The following is a 20,300-nucleotide window of genomic DNA, read 5'->3' on the forward strand; positions in this document are numbered from 1 at the left end:
AACTTGGAGGTGGCCATTTTTCATGAAGTCAAAGAAGACGATTAAAGACATTGAACTTGAGGGACAACGCATTTTTTGTCGAGTAGATTTTAACGTGCCAATGGAAGATGGAAACGTAACGGATGACACAAGAATACGTGCAGCTATTCCGACAATAAAATACTTAACAGACCATGGTGCAAAAGTAATCCTAGCAAGCCATCTCGGACGACCAAAAGGTGAAGTTAATGAAGATATGCGTCTTACCGAAGCTGGAAAAACACTTGCTGCACTGATTAATAAACCAGTAAACAAACTAGATGAGTCAATTGGTGAAGCGGTAGAAAATGCTATTTCTAAGATGGAAAATGGAGACATCGTCCTTCTTGAAAATGTGCGGTTTCATGCTGGAGAAGAAAAAAATGACCCTGAATTAGCAAAAGAATTTGCAAAACTAGCGGATTTATTTGTTAACGATGCTTTTGGAGCAGCACATCGTGCACATGCTTCGACTGCTGGCATTGCAGCACATATTCCTGCTGTATCGGGCTTGTTGCTTGAAAAAGAACTAGACGTTCTTGGAAAAGCTCTTTCCAAACCAGAACGACCATTCACCGCAATTATTGGCGGTGCTAAAGTTAAAGATAAAATTGGTGTCATCGATCATTTGCTAGATATCGTGGATAACTTAATTATCGGCGGTGGTCTTTCGTATACATTCTTAAAAGCACAAGGCTATGAAATTGGAAAATCCCTTCTTGAAGAAGACAAAATGGATCTTGCACTTTCGTTTATGAAAAAAGCTGAAGAAAATGGCGTGAAGTTGTACTTGCCAATCGATGTCGTTGTTGCAGATGATTTTTCTGTAGACGCGAATACAAAAATAGTTGAATTGAATGCAATTCCAAAAGATTGGGAAGGTCTCGATATTGGACCTAAAACGACCGAGCTTTATGCAGACGTTATTGCGAACTCGAAACTGATTATTTGGAATGGTCCGATGGGCGTATTTGAACTCGAACCGTTTGAAAATGGAACGAAACGCGTAGCCGAAGCGATGGCTGAAACGAATGCGTATACAGTTATCGGCGGAGGAGATTCCGCAGCAGCTGTTGAAAAGTTTAATGTTGGAGAAAAGATGGACCATATTTCTACTGGTGGAGGTGCTTCCCTTGAATTTATGGAGGGAAAAGATCTACCAGGTGTTACAGCACTAGAAGATAACTAATCGGAGGGGATATTTTGCGAAAACGTATAATTGCAGGCAACTGGAAAATGTACAAAACGGTAGAAGAAGCAAATAACTTTGTAGAGGAAGTTAAAGGAAAGTTACCTGTTTCAGACCGTGTGGAAGCAATTGTTTGTGCACCGGCTCTTTATCTAACAAAGTTAAAAGATTTGGCAGAAGGTTCTTCACTCACAATTGGCGCACAGACGATGCACTTTGAAAAAGAAGGCGCATTTACTGGGGAGACAAGTCCCGCGATGCTACGAAGCGTTGGTGTGAATTACGTAATTCTTGGTCACTCTGAACGCCGAGAGTATTATAACGAAACAGATCAGTCGGTAAACCAGAAAGTACTTGCTGCATTCGAATATGGCTTAACACCAATAGTATGTGTTGGTGAAACGCTAGAAGAGCGTGAGAGCAATACAACTGTTGAAAAAGTAGCTCACCAAGTAAAAGAGGCTTTCAATTCAGTTGGTGAAACCGAAGCGGCTAAAGCTGTTATTGCTTATGAGCCAATTTGGGCGATTGGTACTGGAAAAACAGCGACTGCAGATGATGCAAACGAGGTTTGTGAAGCGATTCGTAATACGGTGAATGAACTTTATGGCGAAAAAGTAGCAGATGCAATCCGCATTCAATACGGAGGCAGTGTTAAACCGGAAAATATTGATGAACTTCTTTCTAAAGAACATATTGACGGCGCGCTTGTTGGCGGTGCAAGTTTAGAAGCCGATTCATTCATTAAACTGATTGAGGCGGGCGCAAATGAGTAAGAGTCCAGTTGCATTAATTATTTTAGACGGGTTTGGACTTCGTGATGAAAGTTATGGAAATGCGGTTGCGCAAGCAGCTAAACCAAATTTCGATAAGCTTTGGAACGAATATCCACATTCGACTTTGACGGCATCTGGTGAAGCAGTCGGATTGCCTGATGGCCAGATGGGAAATTCAGAAGTCGGCCATCTTAATATCGGCGCGGGTCGAATCGTCTATCAAAATCTAACACGCATCAATAAAGCGATTCGTGAAGGTGACTTTTTTGAACAACAAGCTCTATTAGATGCAGTTAAGCATGCATTAGAAAATAACTCAAAACTTCATATTATGGGGTTGTTATCAGACGGCGGCGTGCATAGTCACTTTGAACACTTATTTGCGCTTCTTCAACTCGCAAAAATGAATGGTTTAACAGAGGTCTATGTTCATGGATTTTTAGATGGACGCGATGTTAGTCCACAATCGTCTCTGGATTATATAGAGCAGACTGAAGCGAAGATGAAAGAAATCGGTGTGGGTAAATTTGCAACGATTTCTGGTCGTTATTATGCTATGGACCGCGATAAGCGATGGGAACGTGTTGAAAAAACGTATCGCACTCTGGTAGATGGTAAAGGCAAAGTTGCCGCGACACCATCTGCAGGGATACTTGCTTCCTATGAGAATGATATTCACGATGAATTCATTGAGCCATTTTATATTGAAGAGTTAGGTAAGCCAATAGCCACGATAGAAGACGGTGACGCCGTCATCTCATTTAATTTTAGGCCAGATCGTGCGATTCAGTTAGTTCGTGCATTTACGGATCCTCATTTTAATGAATTTGTTACGGGTAGAACGTATACGAATGTCAAATTTGTTTCGTTTACGCATTATAGTGATGAAGTAGTTGCAGATGTGGTGTTTGAAAGTGACAATCTAGTGGATACACTAGGTGAAGTGATTGCAAAAAACGGGCTAACGCAACTACGAATTGCGGAAACCGAAAAGTATCCTCATGTTACATTTTTCATGAGTGGCGGTAAAGAAGATAAATTTGTTGGTGAAGAGAGAATGCTAATTGCTTCACCAAAGGTAGCTACTTATGACTTACAACCAGAGATGAGTGCATACGAACTGACGGATTCATTAGTCGCTGCAATTGAACAAGATCAATTTGACGCGATTATACTAAACTTTGCTAATCCTGATATGGTAGGACATAGTGGAATGCTCGAACCGACGATTAAAGCAATCGAAACGGTCGATCATTGTTTAGGAAGAATCATTCATGCACTACAAGCAAAGGGTGGAACAGCCATTGTAACAGCAGACCACGGGAATGCGGATGAAGTCTATACTGAAGACGGATCTCCTATGACTGCCCATACAACGAGCCCTGTGCCTGTCATTATTACGAAACACGGAATTGACCTGCGAGAAGGTGGCATTCTTGCTGACCTAGCACCGTCAATGCTGAAGCTACTTGATGTTAAACAACCGGAAAAAATGACCGGAACACCATTATTCTAAAAGGGGAGATTATTATGCCATTAATCACACACATTCAAGCAAGAGAAGTTCTTGATTCTAGAGGAAATCCAACAGTCGAAGTTGAGGTTTTAACAGCAAGCGGTGCTTTTGGACGCGCAATTGTTCCATCAGGTGCATCAACAGGTGAATACGAAGCTGTTGAACTACGTGACGGAGACGCAGCTCGTTATCTAGGTAAAGGTGTGCTAAAAGCAGTTGAGCATGTCAATGAAGAAATCGCAGACGAAATTGAAGAAACATATTCAGTACTCGATCAAGCGACAATTGATAAAGCACTAATCGAACTTGACGGTACGCCGAATAAAGGAAAACTGGGTGCAAATGCAATCCTAGGCGTTTCAATGGCAGTAGCACATGCTGCAGCTGACTACTTAGATATGCCGTTATACCAATACCTTGGCGGCGTTAACGCGAAACAACTACCAGTTCCAATGATGAACATTTTAAATGGTGGAGAACACGCTGATAACAACGTTGATATTCAAGAATTCATGATTATGCCAGTTGGGGCAGAATCATTCCGTGAAGCAGTTCGTATTGGTGCAGAAGTATTCCACAGCCTACGTTCAGTTTTACAAGAAAAAGGCTTAAACACTGCAGTTGGTGATGAAGGTGGATTCGCACCAAACCTAGCTTCAAGTGAAGAAGCTATTGAAACAATCATCACGGCAATTGAAAAAGCAGGCTATAAAGCTGGTGAAGAAGTTCTTCTTGCAATGGATGTTGCAGCTTCTGAGTTTTATAACAAAGAAGACGGCACATATGTCCTTAAAGGTGAAGGTGTTGTAAGAACATCTGCTGAAATGGTTGATTGGTATGAAGGGCTTGTTGAGAAATATCCAATCATCTCCATCGAAGACGGATTTGACGAAGACGACTGGGATGGTTTCAAACTTCTAACTGAAAGAATCGGTGACCGCGTTCAACTTGTTGGAGACGATTTATTCGTTACAAACACTGAGAAGCTAGCACGTGGAATCGCAGAAGGAAACAGTAACTCTATCCTGATTAAAGTGAACCAAATTGGTACACTAACAGAAACATTTGATGCAATTGAAATGGCGAAACGTGCAGGCTATACTGCAGTTATCTCTCACCGCTCAGGCGAAACGGAAGATACAACAATTGCGGACTTAGCAGTTGCGACTAACGCAGGTCAAATCAAAACAGGTGCACCATCACGTACCGACCGTGTTGCGAAATATAACCAATTGATGCGTATCGAAGATCAACTAGACGAAACAGCTGAATACTACGGCATCAAAACATTCTACAACTTGAAAAAATAATCCAAAAAACTCACTTCGGTGAGTTTTTTATCGAATTTGCACGTATATTATCTGGCAAATTCGAAAAAAAGGTTGTAACAATTGCTTCTATTTGGTAAAATAGTACTTGTTGTGAAGTTCTATACAGGAGGTGGAAACAAAATGCATGCTTTGCTGATGACGCTGCTTTTAATCGTAGCATTGGCTTTAATTGTAGTCGTATTATTACAATCCGGATCAAGTGCAGGTCTTTCAGGAGCCATCTCTGGTGGGGCTGAACAGCTATTCGGAAAACAAAAAGCCCGTGGACTTGATTTAGTCCTACAACGTGTAACTATCGTTTTAGTGATTTTGTTTTTCGTACTGTCTATCTTAGTGGTTAAGTTTTAACAAAACGCAAAATTGTAGCCTTCATGAGTGGAAAGTAGTTAGAAACTTTGAGGCGCATCGTTTTTATTTTAATAAATGTTAACGCCTGACATTCCAAATTAGAATGGTCAGGCATTTTTTTTGGAGGTATAAAGATGAGAATTGCACAACCAAAACCGTTCTTTTTTGAACAAGGTAAGCGCGCAGTATTATTATTACATGGTTTTACAGGAACTTCTGCAGATGTTCGAATGCTCGGTAGGTTTCTGGAGAAAAAAGGCTATACATCACTAGCACCACATTATAGAGGACACGGCGTTCCACCAGAAGAATTAATCGAAACTGGACCCGAACAGTGGTGGGAAGATGCACTAAATGGGTATAATCAATTGGTAGATGCTGGGTACACCGAAATTGCTGTTGCAGGATTGTCACTTGGGGGCGTATTTTCTCTAAAATTAGGGTATAACAAGCCTTTAAAGGGTATTGTAACGATGTGTGCACCAATGACCATGCGCACGACAGATATTATGTTTCAAGGCGTCCTTGAATATGCTGCGGAATATAAGAAGTATGAAGGGAAAGACCCGGACGTGATTGAGCGTGAAGTCGCTGCGTTACGTGAGAAAACGATGCCTTCACTACCTGAACTACGGGAACTAATTGAGCGTGTGAGTAAAAACGTTGAACAAATTTATGCACCGATGTTTGTAACGCAAGGAACGTTGGATACGGTGATTAACCCTGATTCGGCAACTTATATTTATGAACAGACAGAGTCGGTCGAAAAACAGATAAAATGGTATGAAAAATCAGGACATGTCATTACACTTGGTCCAGAGAAAGAGCAACTTCATGAAGACATATACGAATTCCTTGAATCTCTGGATTGGAACGTGTGAAATCGACTAGAAATGGTCATGCTTTAGAGAAAAAGGAGGGATGCAATTGGATAATTATGAACAAGAACTAAGACAAAGAATATTGTCGCTCATGAAAGAAGAATCGTACAAACCGCTTACCGTACAGGAAATTCAAGAAATGCTTGGATTTGAACAAGCGGCAGAATTTAAAGAGTTGGTGAAAATGCTTGTCCAACTTGAACAAAGTGGTCATTTAATACGATCAAGAACAAATCGATACGGCGTCCCAGAAAAAATGAATCATGTTCGCGGAAAATTTATTGGGCATGCTAAAGGTTTTGGTTTTGTCGCACCAGAAGCAGAAGGCATGGATGATATATTCATTCCACCTCACGAAGTAAACGGCGCCATGAATGGCGATATCGTTCTTGTACGTGTTTCAGGAGATAGCTCCGGCGATCGACGTGAAGGAATCATTACGCGCATTGCAGAAAGAAAAACGACTCAAATTGTGGGAACCTATCAAGACAATAAAGGCTTTGGATTTGTTGTACCAGACGATAAAAAATTGCCAATGGATTTATTTATCGCAAAAGGAAATTCACTAGATGCAGTTGAGGGTCATAAAGTAATTGCCGAAATCACAGAGTGGCCAGAAGATTCAAAGTCCGCAACAGGCATGATTACGCAAATTCTGGGACATCGAAATGATCCGGGTGTCGATATTTTATCAATTATTTATAAGCATGGGATTACAATTGATTTCCCTGAAGAAGTATTAAACCAAGCTAACAAATTATCCGACACAGTCAGAGAAGAAGATATGCATAATCGCCGTGATTTACGTGAAGACATGGCAATTACGATTGACGGTGCAGATGCAAAAGATCTAGATGATGCAATTTCAGTTGTGAAAAATGAAGATGGAACATACACATTGTCTGTTCACATTTCCGACGTCAGTTATTATGTCACGGAAAATTCGCCTATGGATGATGAAGCTTTTGACCGGGGGACTAGTGTTTATTTAACCGACCGTGTTATCCCAATGTTGCCGCATAAGCTGTCAAACGGAATTTGTTCGTTAAATCCAGGTGTCGACCGACTCACACTTTCATGTGTCATGAAAATTGATCGAAATGGTAAAGTGGTTGACCATGAAATATTTGAAAGTGTTATTAACTCGAAAGAGCGAATGACGTATACGGATGTTTATAAAATCATCGAAGAAAAAGATGAGGAATTAGTGGGGAAATATGCGCCAATCGTTCCAATGCTGAATGACATGGCGGATCTTGCACAAATATTGAAAGCTAAACGGATTGACCGCGGAGCGATTGATTTTGATTTTAAAGAATCAAAGATTTTAGTGGATGAAGAAGGTTGGCCAAAAGACGTCATTATTGTCGAGCGTACAGTTTCTGAAAAGTTAATTGAGGAATTTATGCTGGCGGCAAACGAAACAATTGCCGAACACTTTCACTGGCTACAAGTACCATTTATTTACCGAATTCATGAAAATCCTAAAGCTGAAAAACTACAAAAGTTCTTTGAGTTTTTAACGAATTTCGGCGTAGTGGTTAAAGGTACCGGAAATGACGTACATCCAAAAGCGTTACAAGAAATTATTGAATCCATCCAAGATATGCCGGAGGAAACAGTTATCTCAACGATGCTTTTACGATCAATGCAACAAGCGAAGTATTTTGAAGAAAGTATCGGCCATTTCGGCTTATCAACTGAATTTTACACACACTTCACAGCGCCTATTCGCAGATACCCTGACTTGATCGTTCATCGACTAATTAGAACGTATTTAATCGAAAAAGATGTTTCTCCAAAAACAATTGAACATTGGAATTCAGTGTTAACAGAAATTGCCGAGCACACATCTGAACGCGAGCGTCGTGCAGTAGATGCAGAACGAGACACAGAGTCATTGAAACAAGCTCAATTTATGTTGGATAAAATCGGCGAAGAATTTGAAGGTGTCATTTCTTCTGTAACAAACTTTGGCTTATTCGTTGAACTGGAGAATACCATTGAAGGCCTAGTCCACGTTTCGTATATGACCGATGATTACTACCGTTTTGATGATCGTCAAATGATGATGATCGGCGAACATACTGGAAAGCAATTTAGAATTGGTGCTGAAGTTACCGTTCGAGTTGTTGCTGTGAAACCAGAAGAGTCCGCAATAGACTTTGAACTAGTTGGGATGAAGGAATCATTTCATCGTACACGCCGGGAAACGCCAAAGGTCATCCATGCGAAAAAGGGACAAGGTTCAAACAAACCTGGTAATTCAAATGGGAATAGAAAAGCCCAATCGACGACAAATAACAAGAAAAAGTATTATGAAGGCGTTGCTAAAAAATCAAAGAGGCAACCAAGAAAAAGAAAATGATGCCGGAGTGACCAATACTGTCCCTGGCACATAAGAGGGGGAAGTAACGATGGCTAAAGGAAAAGGCGGTATTTTGGCCAGAAACAGAAGAGCCAATTTTGATTATGCGATTGAAGATACGATTGAAGCCGGTGTCGTACTTAATGGAACAGAAATCAAATCAATCCGTGCAGGAAAAGTCCAATTAAGAGAAGCTTTCGTCCAAATTCGTAATAATGAGGCGTGGATTGTGAATATGCACATCAGTCCTTACGATCAAGGAAATCGATTTAATCATGATCCAGTACGAACGCGAAAGCTTCTCCTTCACAGGAAACAAATTAATCAGTTAATCGGAAAAACGCAGCAACAAGGTTATACCATTGTACCGATTCAAATCCACTTAAAAAATGGCTTTGCAAAGGTCCTGGTAGGCGTTGGTAAAGGGAAGAAGCATTACGACAGACGAGAAGACCTGAAACAAAAAGAAGCGAAGCGGGATGTGGCCCGTGCGTTAAAAGAGAGTCAGCAGTATTGATTTTCGCTTCAAAATAAGGTATACTAGTAAATGTATTAGTAGTTCAGAAACCTTAACCGGTTATCCTGACCTCCTTTCGGGGACGTTACGGATTCGACAGGGGTGGTCTGAGCTTGAGTTGCGCGTCGGAGGGCTCGGCTCCGTCAGAAACGGCACTTATAATAACAGGCAAAACAAACAACAACCTAGCATTCGCAGCGTAAGCTGACTGAATCTGCCTTGTAGTCTCATCGCCCATGTGCGGTTATAAGGCTCAACTTAAGTGGGATACGACGTCTACTCTCTCCTGAGGTAGCCGGAAGAGATTCGCAGGATAGCGCACAGGCCGCCTAGTTTGCCGGCAAAATGATGTGCGAAACCAAATTGGCAAACTACACGCGTAGATGCTCGAGTATATGAGCCTCTGGACGCGGGTTCGACTCCCGCCGTCTCCATAGTAATATGGCTGATAAATGTAGTCGTATCAACAGTTTAAAAAGATAGGGATATTGAACGGGAGCTGGACTCTTGGGCAATATCCCTATTTTTAAGTTATAGGAAAGATAAAATGATTATTAATAAAAGTTTTGCTCGTTCATCTAAGAATACTAAGCATGTATGATTGTTTAAATGAATGCGAAAGTGTGGTACCTTTTACACCGAGTACATAATCCAACTAGGGATGGTGATATGTATGCTATCAAATGAAATAAAAGGACAACTTATTGGAAAAATAAAAGAAGAAATCAACCCTGCTTTTATCATTCTTTTCGGTTCATTTGTAAAAGGAACTGTTCATGCGGAAAGCGATCTTGATATTGCCTATTTTAGCAACAAGCAGCTATCATCTTACGAACGTTTTATAATTGCAGGTGAGCTCGCTTTAATTGCTGGACGAGAAGTAGATTTAGTTGATATTAAACAAATTGATACGGTATTTACGATGCAAATTTTTGAACAAGGCATTCCAATTTATATGCGAGATGAAAATGAGTTTATTCGCCAAAAAATGCGTGCATATAGCATGTATGCTACGTTAAATGAGCAGCGTGCGCCAATCATTGATGCGATTAAAGAAAGAGGGAGTGTTTTTGGAAGTGAATGATATCATTTTAAATAAAATTACAACCATTGAGCGCTGTATAAATCGTATTCATGAAGTATATGAAGGCAACCCTGAAAATCTAACAGACTTCACGAAACAAGACAGTATCATATTGAACATTCAACGTGCTTGTGAAGCAAGCATCGATTTAGCGATGCATATTGTAAGTGAACGTAAACTTGGCGTTCCAAAAGCAAGCCGCGAAGCTTTCAAAATATTACAAGATGCTGACATCATTGAAGAAGGCTTAGCGAAAACCTTAGTAAATATGGTTGGATTTCGTAATATTGCAGTTCATGACTATCAGGCATTAGAACTAGATATTTTAGAAGCAATTTTAGCAAATCATATTAATGATTTTAAAGATTTTACAAAGGTGATTTTACAGTTTGAAAAATAGGAAGTGCAGGGTTCTCACTATACGAGGGCGATTCCATGTTTGTAACAGTAGATTCTTGTGTAATCACTTTTTCCATTAAAGTTGTGTTTTTTATAATATCTCGTAATGAGTAAAGTTGATTTCAGTAAATTCCTTTATATAATATAAAAAGATAGAATTCACCATCTGAGTTAAAGTGAAAGTACCTACACCATCAATCAGTACACTACTAAAGGTAAAAGGTATACTTCAGTAAAATAAGTTACATTATATTTGCCCAAAGAAAAGACTCATAAAGTGGGGGCTAAAAGACATGTCCCAACTTTACGAGTCGCGATACTTAAAAGGTTGAACCGCCGTATACCGAACGGTACGTACTGGTGATGTAAGAGGTCGGCTAATCAGTTAATGATTAGCCTCCTACTCGATTGGTGTATTGGATAGGTAGTAAGTCTTGTTTTGCGGATATAAGTATGAAACTGTCGGATATCCGATGACATATCATATTATATTTGGAGGACTTGGCCGAAGATCCCAAGGTAAGAAATGTTCAACTAAATTAGATAGCTTTTGGAGATAACCATAGTTAAATATCGTTCGTGTTATTCGCTGTATAAGTACGTTCGTTCACTATAATGCGCCATTAGTGTTTGATCGGCGGAATCGCTAAGTTCTTTTCATTTATTAAAGATACATGCAGTTCAAGATTGCGATTAATAGAGGCGAAAAAGACATCTTTTAAATCATGAATTCCTTGCTTGTATAATTCTTGTTTTAGCCATGCATCATTTAAATTAACGTCATTTAACACGTCAGAGTATATGGTTCCTTCTATGATAACAGGAAAGGAAATCGTAGATGTTGGTTTTTTGATATTCATATCTTCTAGTGTCACCGGATTCTTTTGTGGCTTTTTTAATACACTTAATGCCCCGTTTGCTTCAATTATTGCTGTTTCTACTTCGTGAATATCAAATATATTTTTTTCCCTAAGCATGACAAGGATATTATCAATAGAATAACGAATCTTCTTCAAATTTTTATAGATAAGTTTTCCATCTTGAACAACAACGGTTGGTTCAAATGTTAGTAATTTACCTATTTTACGATTAGATAATTTCCAGCTTGTGACAATCCTTTGGAAAATTCCAATCGCAATGATTGCAACCGCAGTTGGTAAATGTTTAATATTCGGATCAGCAATATCTGCACCAACGAGTGAACCTAATATGAGGACGATTAAAAAGTCAAATATAGGCAATTCTCCAATGGCGCGTTTTCCCATAAAGAGGGTAGTAAAAATTAGCAATGGAATAATCGTTACTATTCTTCCGATGATAAGGAGCATATCCTTCAAAAATTCCACCATCTTGACACCACTTTCCTATTTCTTTTAGTTGCGAAAAATAATTATTATTCTTGTCACTCTTCCCAATTCAGCTATTGAATATAACTAAACTTACCTTTTTTTGACAAAGTCATAAAAATAATGCCTAGTACAAAAATGACTTCATCCAAGGATGAAGTCATTTTTGGATCGTAGATATTAAGTTTTGTTTTGCGGATAAAAATATGAAACTGTCGGATATACGTCTGATTCGTAAGGATAAATCATGATTTTACACGAATAAATGTATTCGCCTACTATGGTAGCGCCGACTTGTCTTTAGGTGTTCTTTTTAGTCTCAATGGATCATCGAAAGGTCTAATCGCATAAATATTTGCGCCGAGGCCGCTCATCCCTGGGCGGATATAATGAACACGATCGATAATGCCAAGCATCACAAGTTTTCGAATAACGCGTCGAACCGTTACGCTAGATTTTCCAATTGAAACGGCAATTGTGTCGTGTTTTAATTGGGCTGCCCCAAATTTCACAGAATGGCGACGAATAACGTCAAGTACATCACGGTCTGTATTGTTAATCGCCTTCCAATGTTCTAGTTTATGCTCAGAAGCTGCCTTATTTAAGTCAATTGTGTTTGTGAAATATGCATATTCTGCCAAGTAATTTGTCATGATGATTCCCCCTTTAAACCTTATATAGGTGGGATTTGATGAAAAGTGGACAGAGTGATGAAACTATATCGATTGATTATGATTCACTCTATTTTTATCTTAATTTTCGAATGTATTGTTTTATTATTGTAAATCGGATAGGTGGTTAGTCCTGTTTATGTGTATAAATACAAAACTATCAAATATAGGTGAGAGTTGGACGGACATAAACTGGGCCTATGCAGATATATCTTTGTTTCCTATGGATAAAGTACGAAATGATACGTAGATAGAAGGTATCAGTCTCCATGTCCTAGTTTCCTGATTTAATCTAGATTTCTTGTATCTTGCTCCTACTTACTTCAAAAGCCATAGTGCGAAAGTTATACACTCTTCTGATGATTGTAAAGATGGCTAATTGACAAGCAATTAAGTGGTATTTATACTTAACTTGACTGAAGAGAACTAGAACTAGAATAGTAAGTCTAACTCATGGGAGGGGAGCTTTCCGTAATTTGTTAAGTTGGGAAAAAATTCTAACATTAAAGGGGAGTGCTTACTGAATGCGTACAAATAAATGGAGAAAAAGTTCAAATCTATTTTTGACAGCAATTTTAGGGGTTAGTTTATTAGTAACTGGCGTGACGCCAACAGCCGTAGCCACGGTGACTTCATCAGCAGAAACGGAATTCGAAAAAGTATATGATCTAAAGAACTATAAAACTGGAAAATTGATGATACACGAATCTAGCGTTTCGATTACACTCGATTCAACGTCAAAAATAAAGAATGGTGTTGTATTCACCGGCACTTATGCAACGTTTTATGGCGATGGATTCAAAGATACTTCCGTTACAATTAAACCCAAAAAAGCAGGGACGATTGTTGATTTTAATGGGATTGAAATGTCTAAAGTGATTATTGAAGGAAATAAAGTTTCTGAAATTAGGGGAGCTGGAAACGTTCAACAAATCGATTATGTAAAGGGTGCGAACCCAGATGCGATAAAGTTTCCGTTTGATCTCTCTATTATGCATACGAATGATACACATGGAAATTTAAATAATATAGCCAAACGTGTGACAGCGGTGAAGGAAGTACGGGCGGAAAAACCAAACGCGCTTCTTCTTGATGCGGGCGATGTCATGTCGGGAACATTGTATTTCAACGAATTTCAGGGAATGGCAGACTTACAATTTATGAACTTAATGGGTTATGATGCGATGACTTTTGGTAATCATGAATTTGATTTGGGTTCAACACAAGCGGGGCATCAAGCATTAGCGGACTTTATTAAGGCAGCCCAATTCCCATTTGTCAGTGCTAATGCTGATTTTTCAAATGATGATAAATTTACGGGCCTATTCAGTGATTTAATTTCAAGTGAACCAGAAGAAGGAAAAATCTATAATGGAATCATTAAGGAAATTAATGGAGAAAAGGTGGGTATCTTTGGACTGACAACACCTGAAACAGTCGATCTTTCAAGTCCTGGTGCAATCACTTTTGGCGATTATATTGAAGAAGCTGAAAGAGCAGTAGCTGCATTTGAAAGCCTAGGCGTCGACAAAATTATTGCTTTAACGCATCTTGGTTATGATGATAATCCAGCAGTTGATAATGACTTGATTTTAGCAGCAACAGTTGATGGAATTGATGTGATTGTTGGCGGACATAGCCATACACAATTAAATGAACCAGTTGTCGTTGACCAAGATGTGGCTGGTGCCACGAAAGATCCAACGCTCATTGTCCAAGCCTATCAATACAATGAATTTTTAGGAACAGTAGATGTTGAGTTTGATCAAGAGGGTGTCATCACTGACTTTAAGGGAGAGTTAATCCCAGTTAGTGAAAAAGTTGCAGATCCAGAGGCTACTGAAATGCTAAAACCATACTTGGATCGAGTAGAAGAAGTTTCACAAACTGAAATCGGCGCTACAGCGGAAAGTGCATTAGAAAATCCGAGAACGAGCGGTGATAATACACAACCAAGTGTACGTAAAAATGAAACACCATTAGGTAACTTAATAACAGACGGTATGTTAACAAAAGCGAAAACGTATAATACAAATGTTGTTATGGCATTACAAAATGGTGGTGGAATAAGGGCGGCAATTGATGCTGGTCCAATTACAGTTGGGGAAGTAATTACAGTCCTTCCGTTTGGCAACACGTTAGCAACGATGGATTTGACCGGAGCTGAATTAAAAGAAGCATTTGAAATTAGTTTCCGAGAATACCCACGCGAAAATGGCGGTTTCTTGCATGTATCAGGTGCAAAAGTATCATTTGATTCAGGAAAACCCGCTGGTGAGCGTGTTGTTTCCGTTGCCTATAAAAATGTGGATGGGACCTACACAGAAATTAATCATCATGAGACTTATACTATAGCGACAAATGCATTTACCGCCAAAGGAGGAGACGGCTATACAGTTTTTGCACGCGCATATGAGGCAGGTCGTGTAACGGATTTAGGTCTTAGTGATTGGGAAAACTTTGCTGAACATCTAAGTAGTTTAGGTAATGTTAATCCATTAGTTGAAGGTCGAATTATCGACGTAGCAGAATAAGGCGATAAGGGGACAGGCAGAGCTCTGTCCCTTTTATTTAAAAAAAGAACCCTAAAAAAGGAGATCTGACTTCATGCATAATAAAAATTGGAAAAAAAGGCTAAGTTCCATTCTCGTCATTGCGTTAGTACTGAATTTACTACTACCAGCATTACCGGCGGTCGTGAGTGCTGAGACAAACAAACCGAGCGATTTAATTATTTCTGAATATATCGAAGGAAGTAGCTTTAACAAGGCAATCGAGATTTATAACGGCACAGGTCAGGCAATTGACTTGAGCAATTATACATTGGAGCTTTATGCAAACGGTTCAACTTCTACAACCGCAAAATTAATACTAGAAAGCTCACTCGCTGATGGCGCGACTTTTGTCATCCATCATAATCAAGCAAATGATGAAATTAAAAGCAAAGGGAATCTAGCAAACTCGAGCGTTATTAATTTTAATGGCGATGATGCCTTAGTTCTTAGAAAATCCAACCAAGTGATTGATTCGATTGGACAAGTTGGCACTAGGGTTGAAAATTTAAAAGATGTCACCTTAGTAAGAAAGAGCAATATCACAACTGGGGATACGATTATTGATAATGTATTTGATCCAGCGGTTGAATGGATTACATTTCCAATTAACGATGCTTCCAATCTAGGAACTCACAATATGGATGGCGTCATACCTGGAGATCCTGAGCCAGAAGAAATCATCACGATTGCAGATGCACGTGCACAGGCAACTGGCGTTGTGAAAGTAAAAGGAATTGTTACAGCGAAACTAAAAAATACAATTCATTTTCAGGATGAAACAGCAGCAATCGCAATCTATCCAAGCTCACTTAATGTGCAGCTCGGCGATGAAATTACCGTAACAGGCACTTTAGCCGCACACAACGGCCTTTTACAATTAATAGATGTGAGTCTTGAAGGGGATGCGAATCCAGTAGGGGTTCCAGAACCAACAATATTAACAGGCGCACAGCTTAATGAAGAAAATGAATCGAAGCTAGCAACCGTAAGTGGCGTAACGCTTACAGCGGTTCAAGAGGGTAACGGCTGGGCGAATTACACAGCTACCGATGGAACTGAATTTCTAGTACGAGATGAAACGGCAACACTCGACCTTTCTTCCGGCACAACCTATGATTCTATCACAGGAATTGTTCAGGAATTTAACGGTGCCTTTCAAATAATTCCTAGAAACCAAGCGGATATCGTTGCCGATGCATCAGCTGTCCGGGCTGTAACAGCAACACCGGCGTCAGGTACGATTCCAGCTGGAACAGAAGTAACTCTTTCTACCGTAACTAGCGACGCAACGATTTATTATACGACGAATGGTGATGATCCATCGGAATCTAGTCAGGAATACAGCGAACCAATTGTCGTTGATCAAGATATGGTCATCAAAGCAATTGCAGTTAAAGATGGTCTAAAAGCTAGTCATATGACCGAATTTACCTACACTGTTTTCGACCAAGAAGCAGGTATGCAAATTCATCATATTCAAGGAGAATCGCATGAATCTCCACTAACAGGCACCTTTGTTAACGACATCCAAGGTGTTGTGACATACATGTACAAAATCGGTAGCGGAAACTATTTCCACTTCCAAACACCGGATCATCTAGCGGATGACAATGAGAACACGTCTGAAGGGCTGGTCGTTTATACAGGAAACCAGAAAGCAAATGTGAGTATAGGTGATTTAGTCAGCGTATCAGGTACTGTTGACGAGTTTCATATCGACGGCTACAACGATACAAAACAAGATACGGATTTATCTGTTACACAAATTAATGCAAGAGATGATCGTGGTGGGATCGTTGAAACGGTGAAAAGCAATGTTGCACTCCCAGCACCAATCCTTATTAATGAGGATAACCTTCCATCTGAAGTGATTGATAATGATAGCTTTGAACAATTTGATCCAGAAGAAGATGCAATTGATTTTTGGGAAAGTTTAGAGGGCATGCTTGTCGAAGTTGGTACAGTTAAAGCTGTTTCTCCACAAGAACATGGTGATTTAATAACCGTGCTTGAATCTAGAGAAACAAATACGCTTCACGGCGGTGTCAAATTAACAGAGGAAACGGCAAACCCTGACCGAATCCAGTTCAAATTATATGATAATAACCAAGCAAGAGATTTTGAAGTAGCAACAGGTGATATTTTTGAAGGCCCAATCACAGGTGTTGTAAATTATGGCTTCCAAAACTATAAAATTTATGCTGATTTAGAAGATATGCAAGCTAAATTCGTCAAAGGTGAGGCAACACCAGAAACAACAACAATTGTCAAAGAAGAGGATAAGCTAACGATTGCTTCTTATAACTTGGAGAATTTTTCGAATAACACCAAGTCAACATCAGACGATAAAGCAAGAAAATTAGCACGCGCATTTGCGCAGGACATGCAAAATCCTGATATCATTGGCGTGACTGAAGTTCAAGATAATAATGGACAAGATGCAGGAGATTCACGGGCCAATGAAAGCTATGAACGTTTGATTCAGGCAATTGTTGATGCTGGTGGGGTAAGGTATGAATATGCCAATATTGATCCGGTAAATAATGCGGACGGCGGGGCGCCAAATGCGAATATCCGTGTTGGTTTCCTATACAATCCAGACCGTGTCAGCTTGACGGAAGGTATACCCGAAGGTGATGCAACAACGGCAGTTGGCTATGATGATGGGAAATTAACGCATAATCCGGGTCGAATTGATCCAAATAATGCAGCATTTACGAGCAGCCGTAAACCGTTAGCAGCCCAATTTGATTTCCAAGGTGAAAGTGTGATTGTTATCGTAAACCACTGGAATTCAAAATCTGGTGATACACCATTATTTGGTTCTACACAACCACCTATTTATGGTAGCGAAGTACAACGTAAGCAAATTGCAACAGTGGTGTCTGATTTTATAGCAGATATTAAAACGGCAAATCCGAATAGTAATATTGTTTCAGTTGGTGATTTCAATGATTTTCAGTTCACTGAAGCACTGAAAATTCATGAAGGCGACCATATGACTAACATGATTAACAAAGTCGAAGAGCAAGATCGTTACACCTATCTATTCCAAGGAAATTCACAAGTGCTCGATCACATTCTAGTGTCGAATAATTTAGTGAAAGAAACGGAAATTGATATTCTTCATATTAATGCAGATTTTACTGATATGGCTGGACGTGCAAGTGATCACGACCCAGTGATGGTTAAAGTGGGCTTAAATAGCGAGGGAACTGAGGAACCAGGGAATCCGGAGGAACCGACGCCAATTATCCCAGAAAAAATATACGATTTTACAAACATCGAAACAAAAGAACTGATTCTGCACGATCAGAGCGTCTCCATTAAGCTTGATGCAAATTCGAAGATTAAAAAAGGAATTACGGTTACTGGCGAATATGCCGAATTCCATGGTGATGGGTTCAAGAAAACAGACATAACCATCAACCCTAAAAAAGCTGGAGCAATTATTGATTTCAAAGGGACAGAAATATCAAAAGTAACAATTGAAGGTAAAAACGTCGCTGAGCTAAGAGGCGTAGAAAATATTAAAGACATTAAATATAAGAAAGGCGCAGATCCTGACAAAATAGTGATTACGGATTCGAATGGTCAGCCAATTGGTTCTGTTATTATACCGGAGAAAACAGTGGATTACGGGGACCTGAAAACAGGTAAATTAAATATTCATGATAAATCTATTGCTGTCACGCTTGGTGCAAAAGCAAATGTGAAAAATGGCGTGGTATTTACAGGCGAGTATGCGGAGTTTTATGGAGATGGTTTCAAGAATAACACGTTAACCATCAAACCCAAAAAGGCTGGTGCCATCATTGATTTCAAAGGGACTGAAATGTCGAAGGTCACCATTGAAGGCAAAAATGTAGCCGAGCTAAGAGGAACAGAAAATGTTCAAAGTTTCGACTATAAGAAAGGTGCCGATCCGGACAAGATTAAATTTCCAAGTAAACCGGAAAATCAAGCGCCAGTATTAACGAAGTCTTTTGCAAATCAACAGGTAATTGAAGGAGAAACAATAGAATTAAAGCTATCAGATTACTTTTCCGATCCGGACGAGGATGTGCTAACATTTTCATCAACAAAAGGAATAGTTAATCAAGAGACTACAAAACTTACCCTTCAACTTGAGGTAGGTAGCCACATTGTTGCGGTTACAGCAACTGATGGAACAGCGAGTATTACTGAGACATTTGGTGTAACGGTTGAGGAAGCTGAAGTCGAAGTTCCGGAAGATGATTATTATGCAGATGCAATCGGTAAAGAGGGTGCTGCATTAAAAGCAGCCTTGCATGAGATTATTGATGATCATCATCAGCTAGCCTACAATGAAGTGTGGGATGCCTTGAAAATAACAGATGAGGATCCAAACAATCAGGATAACGTCATTCTCCTTTATTCAGGAGATTCACGTTCGAAAAATCGAAATGGTGGCATGGTTGGCGACTGGAATCGTGAGCATACTTGGGCAAAATCGCATGGGAATTTTGGGACTAGTAAAGGCCCAGGCACCGATATTCACCATCTCCGTCCGACCGATGTCCAGGTCAATAGCTCAAGAGGAAATCTTGATTTTGACTATGGGGGAACTGCCAACGTGAAAAATTGTGCAGAATGTAAGCGTGACGGCGATTCTTGGGAGCCACCTAATGATGTTAAAGGTGACGTAGCAAGAATGCTGTTTTACATGGCTGTCCGCTATGAAGCGGGCGACAAGGTTGACTTAGAGTTAAATGATCGAGTCAACAATGGCAGCATTCCATATCATGGAAAGCTATCTGTTTTACTTGAATGGCATGAACAGGACCCTGTCAGTGAATGGGAAATGAATCGTAACGAAAAAATCGAGGAAATCCAAGGCAATCGCAATCCATTTATCGATCATCCAGATTGGGCATATGATATTTGGGACGAGGGCGCTTAAGGGGTATGCAGGTAAGAAACAACAGCCATTAATGAATAATTTAATATGAAAACGACTTCATTCTTGGAATGAAGTCGTTTTTATATTGAAGGAAATGAATTAACATAGGCAGTAAGTCATGTTTTACGGATATACGTGAAAACACGCGGAAATATGTATGAAAGGTGCGGATATAAGTCGAAAACACACTGATATATTTAGAGAACATACTGATAAAATGCGAATTACCGCAGATAAAGTAGTGAACCTGTTTACTAAAATAGTTGCATCTTCTTTATTAATTATTTTATTAACTACATAATACTTTAGCATCATTGACTAATACAATAATTTAGTATAATAATAAGTGTAAGGACTATTGTCACTATTCAAAGAAT

The 20,300-nt window shown here is 39.5% G+C and carries 14 protein-coding genes and 1 other RNA gene; 13 read left to right on the top strand and 2 right to left on the bottom strand.

The genetic code is table 11. The features are described from left to right. Positions 1-22: 22 nt before the first annotated feature. The 11 genes from AC25Y1_RS13125 (at position 23) to hepT (ending at position 10,428) form a co-directional block, all read left to right on the top strand. Positions 23-1,207: a phosphoglycerate kinase gene (locus AC25Y1_RS13125; protein ID WP_488148445.1), complete on the top strand. Its 1,185-nt coding sequence runs from the start codon at positions 23-25 to the stop codon at positions 1,205-1,207. 14 nt (positions 1,208-1,221) lie between these two features. Further along, positions 1,222-1,983, top strand: coding sequence for a triose-phosphate isomerase (gene tpiA / locus AC25Y1_RS13130; RefSeq protein ID WP_488148446.1), 762 nt, complete (start codon positions 1,222-1,224; stop codon positions 1,981-1,983). Further along, on the top strand, positions 1,976-3,499 hold the full coding sequence (gpmI, locus tag AC25Y1_RS13135) for a 2,3-bisphosphoglycerate-independent phosphoglycerate mutase (RefSeq protein WP_488148447.1): 1,524 nt from the start codon (positions 1,976-1,978) through the stop codon (positions 3,497-3,499). The genes tpiA and gpmI overlap by 8 nt, the downstream gene beginning before the upstream one ends. 14 nt (positions 3,500-3,513) lie before the next feature. Continuing rightward, a complete protein-coding gene (eno, locus tag AC25Y1_RS13140; RefSeq protein ID WP_488148448.1) occupies positions 3,514-4,809 on the top strand; it encodes a phosphopyruvate hydratase in 1,296 nt (431 codons plus the stop codon). A 141-nt stretch (positions 4,810-4,950) separates the two neighbouring features. After that, entirely contained in the window at positions 4,951-5,178 is a 228-nt protein-coding gene (gene secG, locus AC25Y1_RS13145) for a preprotein translocase subunit SecG (protein ID WP_488148449.1), read from the top strand. A gap of 134 nt (positions 5,179-5,312) precedes the next feature. After that, the gene (locus AC25Y1_RS13150) at positions 5,313-6,059 is read left to right on the top strand and encodes an alpha/beta hydrolase (RefSeq protein ID WP_488148450.1); all 747 of its coding nucleotides are present in this window, start codon (positions 5,313-5,315) and stop codon (positions 6,057-6,059) included. A gap of 40 nt (positions 6,060-6,099) precedes the next feature. After that, complete coding sequence (gene rnr, locus AC25Y1_RS13155; RefSeq protein ID WP_488148451.1) at positions 6,100-8,427, top strand: ribonuclease R; 2,328 nt, start codon at positions 6,100-6,102, stop codon at positions 8,425-8,427. Positions 8,428-8,476: 49 nt separating this feature from the next. Then, complete coding sequence (gene smpB, locus AC25Y1_RS13160; RefSeq protein WP_488148452.1) at positions 8,477-8,944, top strand: SsrA-binding protein SmpB; 468 nt, start codon at positions 8,477-8,479, stop codon at positions 8,942-8,944. Positions 8,945-9,022: 78 nt separating this feature from the next. After that, positions 9,023-9,381, top strand: a transfer-messenger RNA (tmRNA) gene (gene ssrA, locus AC25Y1_RS13165). A gap of 236 nt (positions 9,382-9,617) precedes the next feature. After that, entirely contained in the window at positions 9,618-10,028 is a 411-nt protein-coding gene (gene mntA, locus AC25Y1_RS13170; RefSeq protein WP_488148453.1) for a type VII toxin-antitoxin system MntA family adenylyltransferase antitoxin, read from the top strand. After that, positions 9,988-10,428, top strand: a complete 441-nt coding sequence (gene hepT, locus AC25Y1_RS13175) for a type VII toxin-antitoxin system HepT family RNase toxin (RefSeq protein ID WP_488148454.1) — start codon at positions 9,988-9,990, stop codon at positions 10,426-10,428. The genes mntA and hepT overlap by 41 nt, the downstream gene beginning before the upstream one ends. Before the next feature lie 622 nt (positions 10,429-11,050). Here the strand turns inward: hepT and AC25Y1_RS13180 are convergent. Together AC25Y1_RS13180 and AC25Y1_RS13185 are read right to left on the bottom strand one after the other, a co-directional pair. Continuing rightward, on the bottom strand, positions 11,051-11,776 hold the full coding sequence (locus tag AC25Y1_RS13180; protein WP_488148455.1) for a DUF421 domain-containing protein: 726 nt from the start codon (positions 11,774-11,776) through the stop codon (positions 11,051-11,053). A 275-nt stretch (positions 11,777-12,051) separates the two neighbouring features. After that, complete coding sequence (locus AC25Y1_RS13185) at positions 12,052-12,426, bottom strand: hypothetical protein (protein WP_488148456.1); 375 nt, start codon at positions 12,424-12,426, stop codon at positions 12,052-12,054. 542 nt (positions 12,427-12,968) lie between these two features. Between AC25Y1_RS13185 and AC25Y1_RS13190 the strand changes: the two genes are divergently transcribed. Continuing rightward, positions 12,969-14,978 (top strand): bifunctional metallophosphatase/5'-nucleotidase, encoded by a 2,010-nt coding sequence (locus AC25Y1_RS13190; RefSeq protein ID WP_488148457.1) that lies wholly within the window; start codon positions 12,969-12,971, stop codon positions 14,976-14,978. 73 nt (positions 14,979-15,051) lie between these two features. After that, positions 15,052-19,923 (top strand): endonuclease, encoded by a 4,872-nt coding sequence (locus AC25Y1_RS13195; protein WP_488148458.1) that lies wholly within the window; start codon positions 15,052-15,054, stop codon positions 19,921-19,923. Positions 19,924-20,300 lie beyond the last annotated feature (377 nt).

Source organism: Sporosarcina sp. Y1009, from assembly GCF_057669865.1.

Bases quoted from the DNA above. Each gene is read 5' to 3' on its own strand.
- gpmI (WP_488148447.1), top strand. From the start codon at position 1,976: ATGAGTAAGAGTCCAGTTGCATTAATTATTTTAGACGGGTTTGGACTT.
- eno (WP_488148448.1), top strand. From the start codon at position 3,514: ATGCCATTAATCACACACATTCAAGCAAGAGAAGTTCTTGATTCTAGA.
- AC25Y1_RS13150 (WP_488148450.1), top strand. From the start codon at position 5,313: ATGAGAATTGCACAACCAAAACCGTTCTTTTTTGAACAAGGTAAGCGC.
- secG (WP_488148449.1), top strand. From the start codon at position 4,951: ATGCATGCTTTGCTGATGACGCTGCTTTTAATCGTAGCATTGGCTTTA.
- AC25Y1_RS13185 (WP_488148456.1), bottom strand. From the start codon at position 12,426: ATGACAAATTACTTGGCAGAATATGCATATTTCACAAACACAATTGAC.
- hepT (WP_488148454.1), top strand. From the start codon at position 9,988: ATGCGATTAAAGAAAGAGGGAGTGTTTTTGGAAGTGAATGATATCATT.
- AC25Y1_RS13180 (WP_488148455.1), bottom strand. From the start codon at position 11,776: ATGGTGGAATTTTTGAAGGATATGCTCCTTATCATCGGAAGAATAGTA.
- smpB (WP_488148452.1), top strand. From the start codon at position 8,477: ATGGCTAAAGGAAAAGGCGGTATTTTGGCCAGAAACAGAAGAGCCAAT.
- rnr (WP_488148451.1), top strand. From the start codon at position 6,100: ATGCAATTGGATAATTATGAACAAGAACTAAGACAAAGAATATTGTCG.
- mntA (WP_488148453.1), top strand. From the start codon at position 9,618: ATGCTATCAAATGAAATAAAAGGACAACTTATTGGAAAAATAAAAGAA.
- AC25Y1_RS13190 (WP_488148457.1), top strand. From the start codon at position 12,969: ATGCGTACAAATAAATGGAGAAAAAGTTCAAATCTATTTTTGACAGCA.
- AC25Y1_RS13195 (WP_488148458.1), top strand. From the start codon at position 15,052: ATGCATAATAAAAATTGGAAAAAAAGGCTAAGTTCCATTCTCGTCATT.
- AC25Y1_RS13125 (WP_488148445.1), top strand. From the start codon at position 23: ATGAAGTCAAAGAAGACGATTAAAGACATTGAACTTGAGGGACAACGC.